Origin of the sequence: Variovorax ureilyticus (assembly GCF_050632185.1) — a bacterium.
GTDB lineage: Bacteria > Pseudomonadota > Gammaproteobacteria > Burkholderiales > Burkholderiaceae_C > Variovorax > Variovorax ureilyticus_A.
Map to the genome: position 1 here is coordinate 1,037,789 of NZ_CP192579.1, position 13,206 is coordinate 1,050,994.

General features: G+C 67.8%; 11 protein-coding genes and 3 pseudogenes. 8 read left to right on the forward strand and 6 right to left on the reverse strand.

Going from position 1 to position 13,206, the window contains the following annotated elements; genetic code table 11:
- Positions 1-94 precede the first annotated feature (94 nt).
- Positions 95-1,000, forward strand: a complete 906-nt coding sequence (locus tag ACQ858_RS05080; RefSeq protein ID WP_431275696.1) for a LysR family transcriptional regulator — start codon at positions 95-97, stop codon at positions 998-1,000.
- A gap of 64 nt (positions 1,001-1,064) precedes the next feature.
- Here the strand turns inward: ACQ858_RS05080 and ACQ858_RS05085 are convergent, their stop codons facing one another.
- Positions 1,065-2,282, reverse strand: coding sequence for a polyhydroxyalkanoate depolymerase (locus tag ACQ858_RS05085; RefSeq protein ID WP_431275697.1), 1,218 nt, complete (start codon positions 2,280-2,282; stop codon positions 1,065-1,067).
- Positions 2,283-2,395: 113 nt separating this feature from the next.
- Between ACQ858_RS05085 and ACQ858_RS05090 the strand changes: the two are divergent.
- Positions 2,396-3,053: pseudogene (locus ACQ858_RS05090) on the forward strand (glutathione S-transferase family protein).
- A gap of 12 nt (positions 3,054-3,065) precedes the next feature.
- Here ACQ858_RS05090 and ACQ858_RS05095 read toward each other — a convergent pair.
- A complete protein-coding gene (locus ACQ858_RS05095; RefSeq protein WP_431275698.1) occupies positions 3,066-3,419 on the reverse strand; it encodes a DOPA 4,5-dioxygenase family protein in 354 nt (117 codons plus the stop codon).
- A gap of 47 nt (positions 3,420-3,466) precedes the next feature.
- On the opposite strand from ACQ858_RS05095, the gene ACQ858_RS05100 reads away from it, so the two are divergent.
- The 6 genes and pseudogenes from ACQ858_RS05100 (at position 3,467) to ACQ858_RS05125 (ending at position 9,186) form a co-directional block, all read left to right on the forward strand.
- The gene (locus ACQ858_RS05100) at positions 3,467-4,387 is read left to right on the forward strand and encodes a LysR family transcriptional regulator (protein WP_431275699.1); all 921 of its coding nucleotides are present in this window, start codon (positions 3,467-3,469) and stop codon (positions 4,385-4,387) included.
- A gap of 114 nt (positions 4,388-4,501) precedes the next feature.
- Entirely contained in the window at positions 4,502-5,494 is a 993-nt protein-coding gene (locus ACQ858_RS05105; protein ID WP_431275700.1) for a Bug family tripartite tricarboxylate transporter substrate binding protein, read from the forward strand.
- Positions 5,495-5,556: 62 nt separating this feature from the next.
- Positions 5,557-6,686: pseudogene (locus ACQ858_RS05110) on the forward strand (CaiB/BaiF CoA transferase family protein).
- On the forward strand, positions 6,683-7,459 hold the full coding sequence (locus ACQ858_RS05115; RefSeq protein WP_431275701.1) for an enoyl-CoA hydratase: 777 nt from the start codon (positions 6,683-6,685) through the stop codon (positions 7,457-7,459). Before ACQ858_RS05110 ends, ACQ858_RS05115 begins: the two are co-directional and overlap by 4 nt.
- A 72-nt stretch (positions 7,460-7,531) precedes the next feature.
- On the forward strand, positions 7,532-8,626 hold the full coding sequence (locus tag ACQ858_RS05120; protein WP_431275702.1) for a PA0069 family radical SAM protein: 1,095 nt from the start codon (positions 7,532-7,534) through the stop codon (positions 8,624-8,626).
- A gap of 41 nt (positions 8,627-8,667) precedes the next feature.
- Positions 8,668-9,186 (forward strand): gluconokinase, encoded by a 519-nt coding sequence (locus ACQ858_RS05125; protein ID WP_431275703.1) that lies wholly within the window; start codon positions 8,668-8,670, stop codon positions 9,184-9,186.
- A gap of 27 nt (positions 9,187-9,213) precedes the next feature.
- Here ACQ858_RS05125 and fghA read toward each other — a convergent pair whose 3' ends face one another.
- The 4 genes and pseudogenes from fghA to ACQ858_RS05145 all read right to left on the reverse strand — a co-directional run bounded on the left by fghA (position 9,214) and on the right by ACQ858_RS05145 (position 13,140).
- Positions 9,214-10,086 (reverse strand): S-formylglutathione hydrolase, encoded by an 873-nt coding sequence (fghA, locus tag ACQ858_RS05130; protein ID WP_431275704.1) that lies wholly within the window; start codon positions 10,084-10,086, stop codon positions 9,214-9,216.
- 38 nt (positions 10,087-10,124) lie between these two features.
- Positions 10,125-11,230, reverse strand: a pseudogene (locus tag ACQ858_RS05135) (S-(hydroxymethyl)glutathione dehydrogenase/class III alcohol dehydrogenase).
- A gap of 45 nt (positions 11,231-11,275) precedes the next feature.
- A complete protein-coding gene (locus ACQ858_RS05140; protein ID WP_431276792.1) occupies positions 11,276-12,112 on the reverse strand; it encodes an amidohydrolase family protein in 837 nt (278 codons plus the stop codon).
- A 5-nt stretch (positions 12,113-12,117) separates the two neighbouring features.
- Positions 12,118-13,140: an aldo/keto reductase gene (locus ACQ858_RS05145; RefSeq protein ID WP_431275705.1), complete on the reverse strand. Its 1,023-nt coding sequence runs from the start codon at positions 13,138-13,140 to the stop codon at positions 12,118-12,120.
- Between the last annotated feature and the right edge of the window lie 66 nt (positions 13,141-13,206).

The window sequence follows — 13,206 nt, forward strand, 5'->3', positions numbered from 1 at the left end:
GCCGAATGATGGCGAACCGTTCCGAATCCATGGCGAATCCGCAGCTTTCCTCCTCCCTGCGCGCGCTCACGCTGCGCCAGTTGCGGTTTTTTCGGTGCTGGTAGAAGAAGGCCAGTTCGGCCGCGCCGCGAAGCGGCTTTCCATCACGCAGCCCGCGCTCAGCAATGCGATCAAGCAGATGGAGAAGCTGCTCGGTGCCGAGTTGCTGACGCGTTCCACGCACCGGCTCGAACTCACGCCGCTGGGCGCCGAGGTGCTCGCACGCACCGATTTCCTGGTCAATACCTTCGACGTGGCGCTGCGCGACATCGAGCACGCGGTGCAGCGCGGACGCGCGTTCGTGCGCATCGGCGTGATCCCTTCCGCGAGCGGCCGGGTTGCGGCGGCGGTCGGCGACTTCCTGCGCGGCGGTGCGGCGCATCAGGTGGAATTCGCCTGGCGCGATGCGCCGTCGAACACCTTGCTGGCCGAGGTGCGCAGCGGGCAGCTCGACATGGCGGTGGCCGCCATCACCGAGCCCCCGGGCGGCCTCGTCTGCGTGGACCTGTTCCGCGATCCGCTGGTGCTGGTGGTGCGGCGCGACCACGCGCTGGCGCGGGCGGGCGAAGCGGACTGGGAGGCCATCGGTGGCGAGCGGCTCGTGCTGTTCGAGAGCGGCAGCATGCCCGCGCTCGGCGATCCGGCGCGCGCCCAGTTCGCGCAGGGCGCCGAGCCTTATCGCGTCAGCTACTCAGAGACGCTCTACGCGCTGGTGCGCGGCGGGCTCGCGCTGGGCCTGATGCCGAAGCTCTATACCTCCTCGCTGCGCGACGACGAACTGGTGGTGCTGGCGCTTCGCAAGCCCCGCATCGAGCGGCGGGTGGTGCTGGTGCATCTTCCGGGGCCGATGCGCAACGTGATGGCCGAGGCGCTGATCGCCCACCTGCGAGAAAGCCTGCCGTTGCCCGCCGACGGCGTCGCGCCGCGGCGCTTCCGTGCGCCGCGCAAGCGCGGCGCCTGAGCCCCCGCCCGGCTGCACCGAAGGGGGCTCGCACCGCAGTGCGGAGCACGGAGGTACCCAAACCTCAGTGCAGCTCGGTCGCGGTGTGGATGGTCTCGCGCACGCGCGGGTAGATCTGCGCGTTCCACTTGCTGCCGCTGAACACGCCGTAGTGGCCCACGCCCGCCTGCAGGTGATGGGTCTTGAGATAGGGCCGAACGCCAGTGCAGAGGTCCTGCGCCGCCACCGTCTGTCCGACCGAGCAGATGTCGTCGCGCTCGCCTTCGACCGTCAGCAGCGCGGTGCGGCGGATGGCGGCGGGGTGGACCGTCCGCTCGCCGACGGTGAGCTTGCCGCGCGGCAGGTCGTAGGTCTGGAACACGCGTTCGACGGTTTCCAGATAGAACTCGGCCGGCAGGTCGTTGACTGCGAGGTACTCGTCGTAGAAGGTGCGGATCGTGTCGGCCTGCTCGATTTCGCCCTCCACGAGGTGCTGGTAGAGCTTGACGAACTGCTGCTTGTGGCGGTCCGGGTTCATGCTCATGAAGGCGCTGAGCTGCAGGAAGCCCGGGTACACGCGCCGCATCATGCCGGCGTGCGGCCAGGGCACGTGGCTGATCAGGTTGCGCTCGAACCAGCCGATGGGCCGGTCGGTCGCGAGCTTGTTCACCGTCGTGGGGTTGACCCGGCAATCCACCGGTCCGGCCATCAGCGTGAGGCTTCGCGGGGTCGAGGAGTTGTCGTCCTCGGCCATCAGTGCCGTGGCGGCGAGCGCCGCGACGCAGGGCTGGCAGACCGCCACCATGTGCACGCCGGGGCCGATCGCCTCGAGGAAATCGATGATCCGCAGCGTGTACTCGTCCAGCCCGAAGCCACCGTGCCAGAGCGGCACATCGCGCGCGTTGTGCCAGTCGGTCACATACACATCGTGGTCGCGCAGGAGCGTGCGCACGGTTTCGCGCAGCAGTGTCGCGAAATGGCCCGAGAGTGGTGCAGCCAGCAGCACCGGCGGATGCACCGTGTTGGAGTCTTTCCGGAAGTGCAGCAGCGTGCCGAAGGGCGTGACCAGGGCGGCTTCTTCATGCACCGCGACCTCCTCGCCGTCGACCATCACGCTGTCGATGCCGTAGGCGGGCCGGGTGTGCGTGAGCCGCAAGCGCGAGTAGACCTCCATGGCGGAGGCGATCCGGCGAGTCAGGCTGCGGTCCGCCTTGTCGTGCCACAGCGCCTTGCCGAGGTACTGCGCCGTGAGCCGCGTCGGCGAGAGCAGGTCGGCGTGGGTTTGGTAGGCGCGATACAGCATGCACGGGCCGCAGGCAAGTTGCGGGCCAGTGGCGCGAGGGAAACGCGCGGCGCACCTTTCTGGCACAGGCCTTGCACGGCTGAATCGCCGATCCGGCGGACCAGGAGCGATGCATGGCCAAACCCGTTCTCACCATCAGCAGCAAGAACTACGGTGCGTGGTCGTTGCGCGGGTGGCTGATGTGCAAGCTCGCGGGCCTGGAGTTCAGCGAGAAGGTGATTCCGCCCGACGATCCCGCCATGAAGGCCGAGATGCTGCTGCTGTCGGCCTCGATGCTGGTGCCCTCGCTGCAGCACGGCGGCATCAAGGTGTGGGACACGCTCGCGATCGGCGAGTACCTGAATGAAATCAAGCCCAGGACCGGCCTGCTGCCCGCCGACGCCAAGGCGCGCGCGCACTGCCGGGCGATCTGCGGCGAGATGCATTCGGGCTTCTCATCGATGCGCGGCTCGCTGCCGATGAACGTCAAGGCGCGCTTCCCCGGCTTCAAGATCTGGTCGCGCGCGCAGACGGACATCGACCGCATCGTCGCGATCTGGCGCGAATGCCTGTCGACCTACGGCGGGCCGTTCCTGTTCGGCGAGACGCCCTGCACTGGCGGATGCGATGTACGCGCCGGTGGTCACGCGCTTCGTCACCTACGACGTGTCGCTGGACAAGGTCTGCACCGCGTACTGCAAGCGCATTCTGGAACTACCTGCGATGCAGGAATGGATCAAGGCCGCGAAGGCGGAGCCCGAGGAGATCGACGAGCTCGACGCGGAGTTCTGAGCCGTCCGCTGTTCAGGCCGGCTTGCGAAACATGCGCAGGTCGAGCGTGGATTCGTTCCCCAGCCACATCGCGTGCGCGGTGTGGTCGAGGTAGTCGTCGCCCGTCACGCCGTGGACGAAGACATCGAGCCCGTTGCGGTGCGCATCGAGCCAGCCGATGACCTCGTCGAACTCGGCCGCGTCGAAGGCGATCTGGCAGCTCCAGTGCGGGTGCGGGCCGACGAGCTTTTCATGCACCCGCCCGACCACCACGAGCAGGTTGTGGCCCGCCTCCTCGGCCAACTGCCGCGCCTGGGCGACGGTGTCGGGGCCGAAATAGATGTGGGCGTGGTACTGCGGGTACAGGTTTTCGGGGCGGCGTGGCATGGGAAAGTCCGGCAGGGGAGGTGCAGCTTAGCGCCAGAATTCCTCGGATGAACATCACGCTCAAGCAACTCAGGGTCTTCTGCGCGGTCTATGAACACCGCAATTTCACCTCCGCCGCTGCGTCGATGCACATGACGCAATCGGCCGTGAGCAAGCTGTGCGCGGAGATCGAGAGCGAGATCGGCATTCCACTCTTCGAGCGGACGACCCGTCGCGTCACGTCGTGCGACGGGGCGGCCGACCTCTATGCCTATGCGCAGGACATTCTGGGCACGGTGCGCACGGCCGAACGCAGCCTGTCGCGTCTCAGGAGGCTGGAGCGCGGCAGCGTGAGTTTCGCTTCGTCGCCGATGATGATGTACGGCCTGACGCGGCCGGTCATCGCCGCCTTTCACCGCTCGCATCCGGCGGTATCCCTGGACCTGCACGAGTTGTCGACTGACGAGACGATCGAGTTCGTGCGCACCGGCCGGGTCGATTTCGGACTGGTTTCCATTCCCGAGGGCGATGCGCTGCTGGAAGCGCGGGTGATTCACCGCTCGCCGATGTCCGTCATCTGTCATCCCGAGCATCCCTTGGCCGACCGTGCGAGCGTGCGGTGGGCTGAACTGGCCCGTCACCCGCACATCAGCCTGCGCAGCGTCTACAGCGTGCGACGCACGCTGGACCGCATCCTGGCCGCCAAGGGCCTCGAGATGCGCTCATCCATCCAGGCTGGCACGCTGGCGTCGGCGCTCGGGCTGGTGTCGTCGGGCCTCGGCATCACCCTGGCGCCGGGTTACGCGAGCACCTTCGCACGCGAGCTGGGCCTGCGCGTGGTGGCGATCAGTGGGGCCGACCGCGATCCCCACGAGATCTCGCTGCTCACTCGTCGCGACAGCCGGCCGTCGATCGCTGCGGACGCGTTCATCGCCGAACTCGAAGCCCACCTGGCGCCGGCAAGGCGCGGGTCCCGGTCCAAAGATTGATCTCGAAATGGAATGTTCCGATGAACATTATTCGTTTGTCCTCATGAGCGACGGTCTTCATCATCGGCACCCTCGACGCTTCGGCGCCGGATGGAAGACCCCAGGACTCATCGCATGGACCCACGAAACACAAGAGACAAGGGCCGCTGGGCCCGTCACCTGACGCGCGCCGCCACCCTGGCGGCGGCGGCCCTGTTCGCATCGCACGCGTTCGCGCAGGCCTACCCGAACCGGGCGATCAAGATCATGGTGCCGTTCAGCACCGGCAGCGCCACGGACACCACGGCCCGCGTGCTGGCCGACCGCCTCGCGCCGCGGCTGGGCGTTCCGGTCATCGTCGACAACAAGCCCGGCGCGTCCGGCACCATCGGCTCGACGGCGGTGGCGCGTTCGGCGCCGGACGGCTACACGCTGATCCTGACCAGCAGTTCGACGCATTCCGCGACGCCGGCGCTGTTCGCCAAGCTGGCGTTCGATCCGACGGAAGATTTCATCCACATTGCCCGTGTCGCCACCATTCCGATGATGCTGGTCGTACGTGGCGATGCGCCGGCGAAGACGATCCCCGAAATGCGCGCCGCGGCCAGGAACAAGCCGCTCAGCTTCGCTTACGGGTCCGCGACCAGCCAGATCGCGGGTGCCACCTTCAGCGCGGTAGCGGGCGTGCCGTCCGAAGGCATTCCGTACAAGAGCCAGCCGCCGGCGGTCACCGATCTGCTGGGCGGGCATGTCGACTATCTGTTCGCCGATCTGTCGGTGGTCACCTCCTTCATGCAGTCCGGGCGGCTGGCGGGCGTGGCGTTGTCGGCGCCGCGGCGCTCGAAGGAATTCCCGTCCGTCCCTACGCTGGGCGAACTCGGCTACAAGGACTTCGACCTCGTGGTCTGGGTCGGCCTCGCTGCGCCCAAGGGCACGCCGGCGAATGTCGTGGATCGACTCAGCAGGGAGGTCCAGGCGGTGCTGGCGGAACCCGCGACCGTCGCCAAGCTGTCGCAGTTCGGCATGGATGTGGCGGTCAACTCGCCCGCGGAACATCGGGCGTTCGCACTGTCGCAGCGCGATATCTGGACGTCACGCGCCAAGGCCGCCGGGATTCAGCCCGAATGAGCGCGAAGTCCGAAGCCGCGCCGCTGGCCGGCGTGCGTGTGCTCGATCTGACCTCGGTCATCATGGGGCCGGTGTGCACCCAGATCCTCGCCGGCTATGGTGCCGAGGTCGTCAAGATCGAGCCGCCCGAGGGCGACATCATGCGGCACGCCGGCGCCAGGAAGGAACCGGGCATGGGGGCGATGTTCCTGCACGCCAACCGCAACAAGCGGTCGGTCCTCATCGACTTGAAGAAGCCGCAAGGCGTCGACCTGCTGAAGCGGCTCGTGCCGCGCTTCGATGTCCTCGTTCACAACCTGCGTCCCGATGCGATCGCGCGGCTGGGCCTGGGCTACGAGGCGATCCGACTGCTGCGTGCCGACATCGTCTATGCCGAACTCACCGGCTACGACTTGAGCGGTCCGTATGCCGGACGCCCGGCCTTCGACGACATCATCCAGGCGCAGGCCGGGCTCGCGGATCTTCTGGCACGCCACATCGACGGGCAGCCGCGCTACCTGCCCGCGCTCATTGCGGACCGCATGACCGGCATGAGCGCCGCGCACCGTGTGCTGGCCTCGCTCTACCGCCGCCGCGCGACGGGGAGGGCGAGTACCTCAATGTCTCGATGTTCGAGACCATGGCCGCTTTCACACTCGCGGACCACCTGGGCGGGCGCAGCTTCGATCCGCCTGCCGGCCCGATCGGCTACAGCCGCCTGCTGACGCCGCACCGCAGGCCCTACGAGACGAAGGACGGCTACATCGCCGTGGTGATCTACAACGACAAGCACTGGCGCAGCTTCTTCGATCTCGTCGGTTGCCCCGACCTGTTCGAGGACGATGCGCGCTTCCAGACAGCAGCGAATCGCGCCGAGAACTACGACTTCATCTACGCCTGGCTGGCCGAGGTGATCGAGACGCGCTCCACGGCCGAATGGCTGGAGTTGCTGCAACGGGCGGAGGTGCCATGCGCGCCGGTCCAGTCGGTCGAGCAGCTCATCGACGATCCGCATCTGCGCGAGACCGGCTTCTTCGCGCGGCTGCCCGACGGCGAGGCGTACCAGCAGTCCGCCAGCGACAACCCGACCACGCGCCAAGGCATGAGCCCGCGCCTGGGCGAGCACACGCGCGCCTTCCTTGCGTCGGAAGGCTTCGGCGAACAACAGATCAACGAACTTGCCGCGGCCCGCGTCGTGGCCTGCATGACATGAACGCTCACGAACATCCCGGCTACAGCATCGATTCCCGTGGCGTTGCCACGCTGAAAATCGAGAGCGGCGGCCCGCTCAACATCATCGACAGCGGCACCGCGCGCGCGCTGACCGAGGCGCTTCGGCGGATGGGCAGCGACCCGGCCGTCCGCGTCGGGGTGATCACCGGCGGCGGCGAGAAGACCTTCGTCGGCGGCGCGGACATCAAGGAGATGGCCGCGCTCGATCCTGCGAGCGCACGTGCATTCATCAGCGATCTTCATGCACTGTGCGAGGCCGCGCGCGATCTGCCGGTGCCCACCATCGCGCGGGTGCGCGGCTGGTGCATCGGCATCGGGCTCGAGCTGGCCGCGTCGTGCGACTTGCGTGTTGCCTCGCAGGATGCCCAGTTCGTCATGCCCGAAGTGAAGATCGGCATTCCCTCGGTCATTCAGGGGGCGCTGCTGGCACGCCTGGTCGGCGAGGGGCATGCGCGTTGGCTGATGCTGACCGGCGCCCCCATCGGCGCCGACACCGCGGAACGCTGGGGGCTGGTCAACCAGGTGACGCCGGTCGATCGACTCGACGACGCGACCCGGCAGCTTGCCTCGGCAATGGCCGCCATGGGCGCGGCCGGCATGCGCGCCCAGAAGCGCGTCCTGCGCACGGGCGAGGCGCCGCATCTCGATGCGGCGATGCGCCGCAGCATCGACCTGTTCGGTCAGGCCTACGAGACAACCGAACCGTCGGCCTGCATGCAGGCGTTCCTCCAGCGAAGGCGCTCCGAGGGCTGAAACAAGCGGTTGCTGCACGCGTGGCAAGATGGTGAAATACTGTAAATTCATCCAGTATTTCAGGCCATCGCCATGTCCGATGCTTTCATCCCCATTCACGCGCTCAAGGGCCGCGGTGCCGCCACGCGGCTCGCGCACCGCTTCGAGCGCGACACGCGCAATGCCTTCGATGACGGCTGGGGTACGCTCGAGGAAGGCGATGCCGAAGCCGATGGGCTTCCGCCCCTTGCCACCGAGGTCCGCTTCGAAGATGCCAAGTCGGTGCTCAGCCACAACGACTCGCCCGATATCACCTTCGACACCTCGCTGAACCCGTATCGTGGCTGCGAACACGGATGCGTCTATTGCTTCGCGCGCCCGACCCACAGCTACCTCAATCTCTCGCCGGGGCTTGATTTCGAGACCAGGTTGATCGCCAAGCGCAACGTCGCCGAGCTGCTTCGGGCCGAGCTGGCGCGCAAGAGCTACAGGCCGAGCCCCATCATCATCGGCACCGCGACCGACTGCTACCAGCCGATCGAGCGTGAGTTGCGCCTCACGCGATCGGTGATCGAGGTGCTCAGGGAAGCGCGACATCCCTTCGGCATCATCACCAAGTCCAGCGCGGTGGAGCACGACCTCGACCTGATCGCGCCGATGGCGGCGGAGCATCTCGCCGCGGTGTACGTCACCATCACCACGCTCGACGGCGAGCTCGCGCGCAAGCTCGAACCGCGTGCGGCTGCGCCGCACCGCCGGCTGCGGACGCTGCGCACGCTGGCCGAGGCGGGTGTGCCGGTCGGCGTCAGCGTGGGGCCGCAGATCCCCTTCGTCAACGAAGACATGGAGCAGGTGCTCGAAGCCGCCTGGGACGCCGGGGCCCGCAGCGCCTTCTACACCGTGATCCGCCTCCCGTGGGAGGTCGCGCCGCTCTTCAGGCAATGGCTCGAGCTGCATTACCCGCAGCGCGCGGGCCGCATCATGGAGCGCATCCGCGAGATGCGCGGCGGCAAGGACTACGACGCCGATTTCGCGACGCGCATGAAAGGCAGCGGCGTCTGGGCCGAGCTGATCCGCCAGCGTTTCGAGAAAGCGACGAAGCGCCTCGGTTTCTGCAACGACCGCACCCCGCTGGATATCGGGGCGTTCCGGCCGCCCGGCGCTGCGGGGCAGGGCAGCCTGTTCTAAAGATCGCCAGGATCGGCAGAGATCGAAAGACAATGCCGACGATGCATCAGCCCCACGCACCCGAAGCAGATGTCGCCCTTTGGCTGGTGGTCATGGGCGTTTCGGGGTGCGGCAAGTCCAGCCTCGGCGCGGCGCTCGCGCGCGATCTGGCCCTGCCGCTGATCGAGGGAGATGACTTCCATGCCCCCGAGAGCGTCCGCAAGATGCGCGCCGGAATCCCACTGACCGACGACGACCGCGCCGGCTGGCTCGACCGGCTCGGCCGCGAACTCGCCGGGCATGAGGCGGGCGCGGTCCTGACCTGCTCGGCGCTCAAGCGAGACTACCGCGAACGCCTGCGTGCCGCGCGGCCCGGGCTGCGCTTCGTCTTCATGGCGCTGTCGCGCGAAGAGGCCGAGCGGCGCGTTGCCGAGCGGGCGGCGGTCCACATGTTTCCAGCGAGCCTCGTCGCCAACCAGTTCGCGACGCTGGAGTCGCCGGCCGGCGAGCCGGGCGTGCTGGCGGTGGATGCGACCGCGCCGATCCCGCAGCTCGTCGCGCAGGTTCGGGCGTGGTGCTGAGCCGGTCGGCTCAGCCCGGCGGCCCCCTCATTTCGTGCCGAGCAAAGTCCTTGCGTGATGCGCGAGGTGGTCTGCGATGAAGCTCTGGATGAAGTAATAGCCGTGGTCGTAGCCCTCGTGCCGCCGCAGCGTGAGCGGCTGGCCCGCGGCGCGGCAGGCGGCTTCGAGCAGCTTCGGACGCAATTGCTCGGCCAGGAATTTGTCGGCCAGCCCCTGGTCGACGAGGATGCCCGCGGGATAGGGCGGCGCGGTCTGCGACTGCATCAGCGCGCAGGCGTCGTGCGCAAGCCAGGTTTCGTCGTCGCGCCCGAGGTAGCCGGCGAACGCCTTCTGGCCCCAGGGGCACTGCGTCGGCGCGCAGATCGGCGCCAGCGCCGACAGCGAGCGGAACCGGCCGGGGTGCCGGAGCGCCAGCGTCAGCGCGCCGTGCCCGCCCATCGAATGGCCGAAGATGCCGATGCGCTTGCCGTCGATCGGCATGCTGCGCGCGATCAGTGGCAGCAGTTCGTTGACGATCCAGCTTTCCATGCGCCAGTGGTCTGCCCACGGCTGGGCGGTGGCATCGAGGTAGAAGCCGGCGCCGATGCCGAAATCCCAGCTCGCCGTTGCGCCCTCGATGGCTTCGGCTGCGGGGCCGCGCGGACTGGTGTCGGGCGCGATGAGCGCGAGGCCCAGTTCGGCGGCAACGCGCTGCGCGCCGGCCTTGATCATGAAGGTCTCTTCGTTGCAGGTCAGGCCCGCGAGGTACATCACCGCGGGCACCGGGCCGCGGTCGGCCTGTGGCGGCAGGAATACCGAAAAGCGCATCGGCAATCCGATCTCGCGCGAGTCGTGTTCGTGGAAACGTTGAGTGCCGCCAAAGCAGCGGTGCTCGGAAAGCGTCGTCAGACTGTCTGTCATGTTTTCAGTTGAGGGGTCCATGCGCGTCACGGCGGTGGTCAGTAGATGACGACGCCGCGGATCGACTCGCCGCGCTTCATCAGGTCGAAGCCTTCGTTGATGTTCTCCAGCGGCATGGTGTGGGTGATCAGGTCGTCGATGTTGATCTTGTTCTCCATGTACCAGTCGACGATCTTCGGCACGTCGGTGCGTCCGCGCGCCCCGCCGAAGGCCGAGCCCTCCCACTTGCGGCCGGTGACGAGCTGGAACGGACGGGTGCTGATCTCGGCGCCGGCTTCCGCGACGCCGATGATGATGCTGCGGCCCCAGCCCTTGTGCGTGCATTCGAGCGCCTGGCGCATCACCTGCGTGTTGCCGATGCACTCGAAGCTGTAGTCGGCACCGCCATCGGTCAGTTGCACGATCGCATCGACGATGTTCGCGTGCTCCTTCGGGTTCAGGAAGTGTGTCATGCCGAACTTGCGGGCCATGGCCTCGCGCGCCGGGTTGATGTCCACGCCGATGATCTTGTCGGCGCCGACCATCTTCGCGCCCTGGATCACGTTCAGGCCGATGCCGCCGAGGCCGAAGACGACCACGTTCGCGCCGGCTTCCACCTTGGCCGTGAAGATCACGGCGCCGATGCCGGTGGTCACGCCGCAGCCGATGTAGCAGACCTTGTCGAAGGGCGCGTCCTCGCGGATTTTGGCGAGCGAAATTTCGGGCGCCACCGTGTAGTTGCTGAAGGTGCTCGTGCCCATGTAGTGGAAGATGGGCTTGCCGTCGATGCTGAAGCGGCTGGTGCCGTCGGGCATCAGCCCTTTGCCCTGCGTGCCGCGGATGAGCTGACAGAGGTTGGTCTTGCGCGAGAGGCAGAACTTGCACTGCCGGCACTCGGGCGTGTAGAGGGGATGACATGGTCGCCCTTCTTGAGCGTGGTCACGCCCGGGCCGACGTCGACCACGATGCCGGCGCCTTCATGGCCGAGGATCGCGGGGAAGATGCCTTCGGGGTCGGCGCCCGAGAGGGTGTAGTAGTCGGTGTGGCAGATGCCTGTGGCCTTGATCTCGACCAGCACCTCGCCGAAACGCGGACCTTCGAGATCGACGGTTTCGATGGTCAGGGGCGAGGCGGATTTCCAGGCGACGGCGGCTTTGGTTTTCATGGCGGAAGTGAGGGATTGGATGCGGGGCCGACGCAGCCCCGTGCGTCACTTTATGCCATAGAAGGTTGCTGCGTTCGTACCCAGAATCTGATCCTGTTCGAGAGGAGAAAGGCCGGCCAGCAATTCGATCGAGGCGGCGTGCCATCGGCCGTAGCTGCCCGCGAGGTTGAGCACCGGCCAGTCGCTGCCCCACATGAGGCGCGCGGGGCCAAAATGGCGGATGAGGTGATCGACGTAAGGCCGCAGCGTGGCGGCGTCCCAGTCGGCGCCGGCCTCGCTCGCAAGCCCCGACAGCTTGCAGCTCACACGGGTGGATTGCGCAAACGTCGCGATGAGGCCCGCCCACGGCTCGAACCGGCCGTGCGCGATGTCCGGCTTGGCCGCGTGGTCGATCACCATCGGCAGAAACGGGTGACGCAAGGCGAACTTCGTCGCGGCGTCGATCTGGTGCGGCTTGACCAGCAGATCGAGGCAAAGGCCCGACTCGGTCATGGTCCGGATCGCGGGTTCGAGGCGCGTGTCGAGAATCCATTCCGGGTCCGGCAGGTCCTGCAGCATGGGGCGCAGGCCTTTCAGCAACGGCTCCTGCGCGAGGCGGCTGATGCGTCGCGGCGCGTCGTCGGCCGCGAGGTCGGTCCAGCCGACCACCGCCCGGACGCGGCTTGCCGGATCGGCCGCGATGCCGAGCAGGCGCGCGGTTTCGGCTTCCGACGGCGCAGCCTGGACCAGCACCGTGGCGTCGATGCCGGCGTCGTCCAGCAGCGGCGCCAGATCTTCCGGCGCAAAGTCGCGATAGAGGGCGCGCAGCTCGGGCGTATTCCGCAGCCAGCCATAGTCGCTGTGCACCAGCGACCAGTAATGCTGATGAGCATCGACCCGCACCACGCTCATGGCCAGCTCCCCGGTGGCAGGCCGGCGGGCAGCACCCCTTCGACTTCGAGTGCCTCCCACAGCGCGGTGGGGATCGGCGCGTCGCGATGCGCGACGTTCTGCGCGATCTCGGCGGCGCTGCGGGCGCCGACCACCACCGCTGCGGCGCAGGGGCAGGCCAGCGCGAACTGCAGGGCGGCGGCCGGGAGCGCCACGTCGAACTCGTTGCAGATGCGCGCGATGTGCGCGGTCCTGTCGCGGATCTGCTGGTCCGCCGGCTGGTAGTCGAAGCGCGCGTCGGCCGCAACGCCGGTGGCGCTCGCGAGGATGCCCGAATTGAAGACACCCGCGAGGACGAGCCTTGCGCCCTTCGCGATGCACATCGGCACCAGTTCGGCCGCTGCGGAGGTGTCGAGCAGCGTGTAGCGGCCGGCGAGCATCAGGCAGTCGAAATCGCCTTCGCCCAAGGCATCGCAGCAGGCTTGCCATTCATTGACGCCGATGCCGATCGCGCCGAGCACGCCTTCGCCCCGCAACCGGTGCAGCGCGCGGTAGGCACCGTCCATGGCTTCGCGGAACCGCGCCGGCTGCGCATCGCCATGCGTATGCCGGTCGATGTCGTGGATGAAGGCGATGTCGATGCGGTCGATCCCCAGCCTTTGCAGGCTCTCCTCGATCGAGCGCAGCGCGCCGTCGAAGCTGTAGTCGAAGCGTGGCGCGAAGGGCAGGCCCTGCACGTAGCCGTCGCGCTCGGCGGGCGGGTGCGGGTCGGGGCTCAGCAGCCGGCCGACCTTCGTCGAGAGCACGAAACTCTCGCGCGGCTGGACCTGCAGGAAGCGGCCGAGCCGCACCTCGCTGAGCCCGTGACCGTAGAGCGGCGCGGTGTCGAAATAGCGCACGCCGAGCCGCCAGGCCGCTTCGATCGTCCGCAGCGCCGCGTCGTCGCTGAGTGCGGCGTACAGGTTGCCCAGCGGCGCGCCGCCCAAGCCGAGGCGCAGTGGTCCCTGGAGGCGGTCGAGAACGGCGTTCTTCGGTGGCATGCGTTGCTTTGTACTCCGGATCGGCCTCCCCGGTGGTGACGGGGGGCGACACCTGATAAAAAGCGT

Coding starts and splice junctions, on each gene's coding strand:
- ACQ858_RS05085 (WP_431275697.1), bottom strand. CDS start 2,282: ATGCTGTATCGCGCCTACCAAACCCACGCCGACCTGCTCTCGCCGACG.
- ACQ858_RS05095 (WP_431275698.1), bottom strand. CDS start 3,419: ATGCCACGCCGCCCCGAAAACCTGTACCCGCAGTACCACGCCCACATC.
- ACQ858_RS05100 (WP_431275699.1), top strand. CDS start 3,467: ATGAACATCACGCTCAAGCAACTCAGGGTCTTCTGCGCGGTCTATGAA.
- ACQ858_RS05105 (WP_431275700.1), top strand. CDS start 4,502: ATGGACCCACGAAACACAAGAGACAAGGGCCGCTGGGCCCGTCACCTG.
- ACQ858_RS05115 (WP_431275701.1), top strand. CDS start 6,683: ATGAACGCTCACGAACATCCCGGCTACAGCATCGATTCCCGTGGCGTT.
- ACQ858_RS05120 (WP_431275702.1), top strand. CDS start 7,532: ATGTCCGATGCTTTCATCCCCATTCACGCGCTCAAGGGCCGCGGTGCC.
- ACQ858_RS05125 (WP_431275703.1), top strand. CDS start 8,668: ATGCATCAGCCCCACGCACCCGAAGCAGATGTCGCCCTTTGGCTGGTG.
- fghA (WP_431275704.1), bottom strand. CDS start 10,086: ATGACAGACAGTCTGACGACGCTTTCCGAGCACCGCTGCTTTGGCGGC.
- ACQ858_RS05145 (WP_431275705.1), bottom strand. CDS start 13,140: ATGCCACCGAAGAACGCCGTTCTCGACCGCCTCCAGGGACCACTGCGC.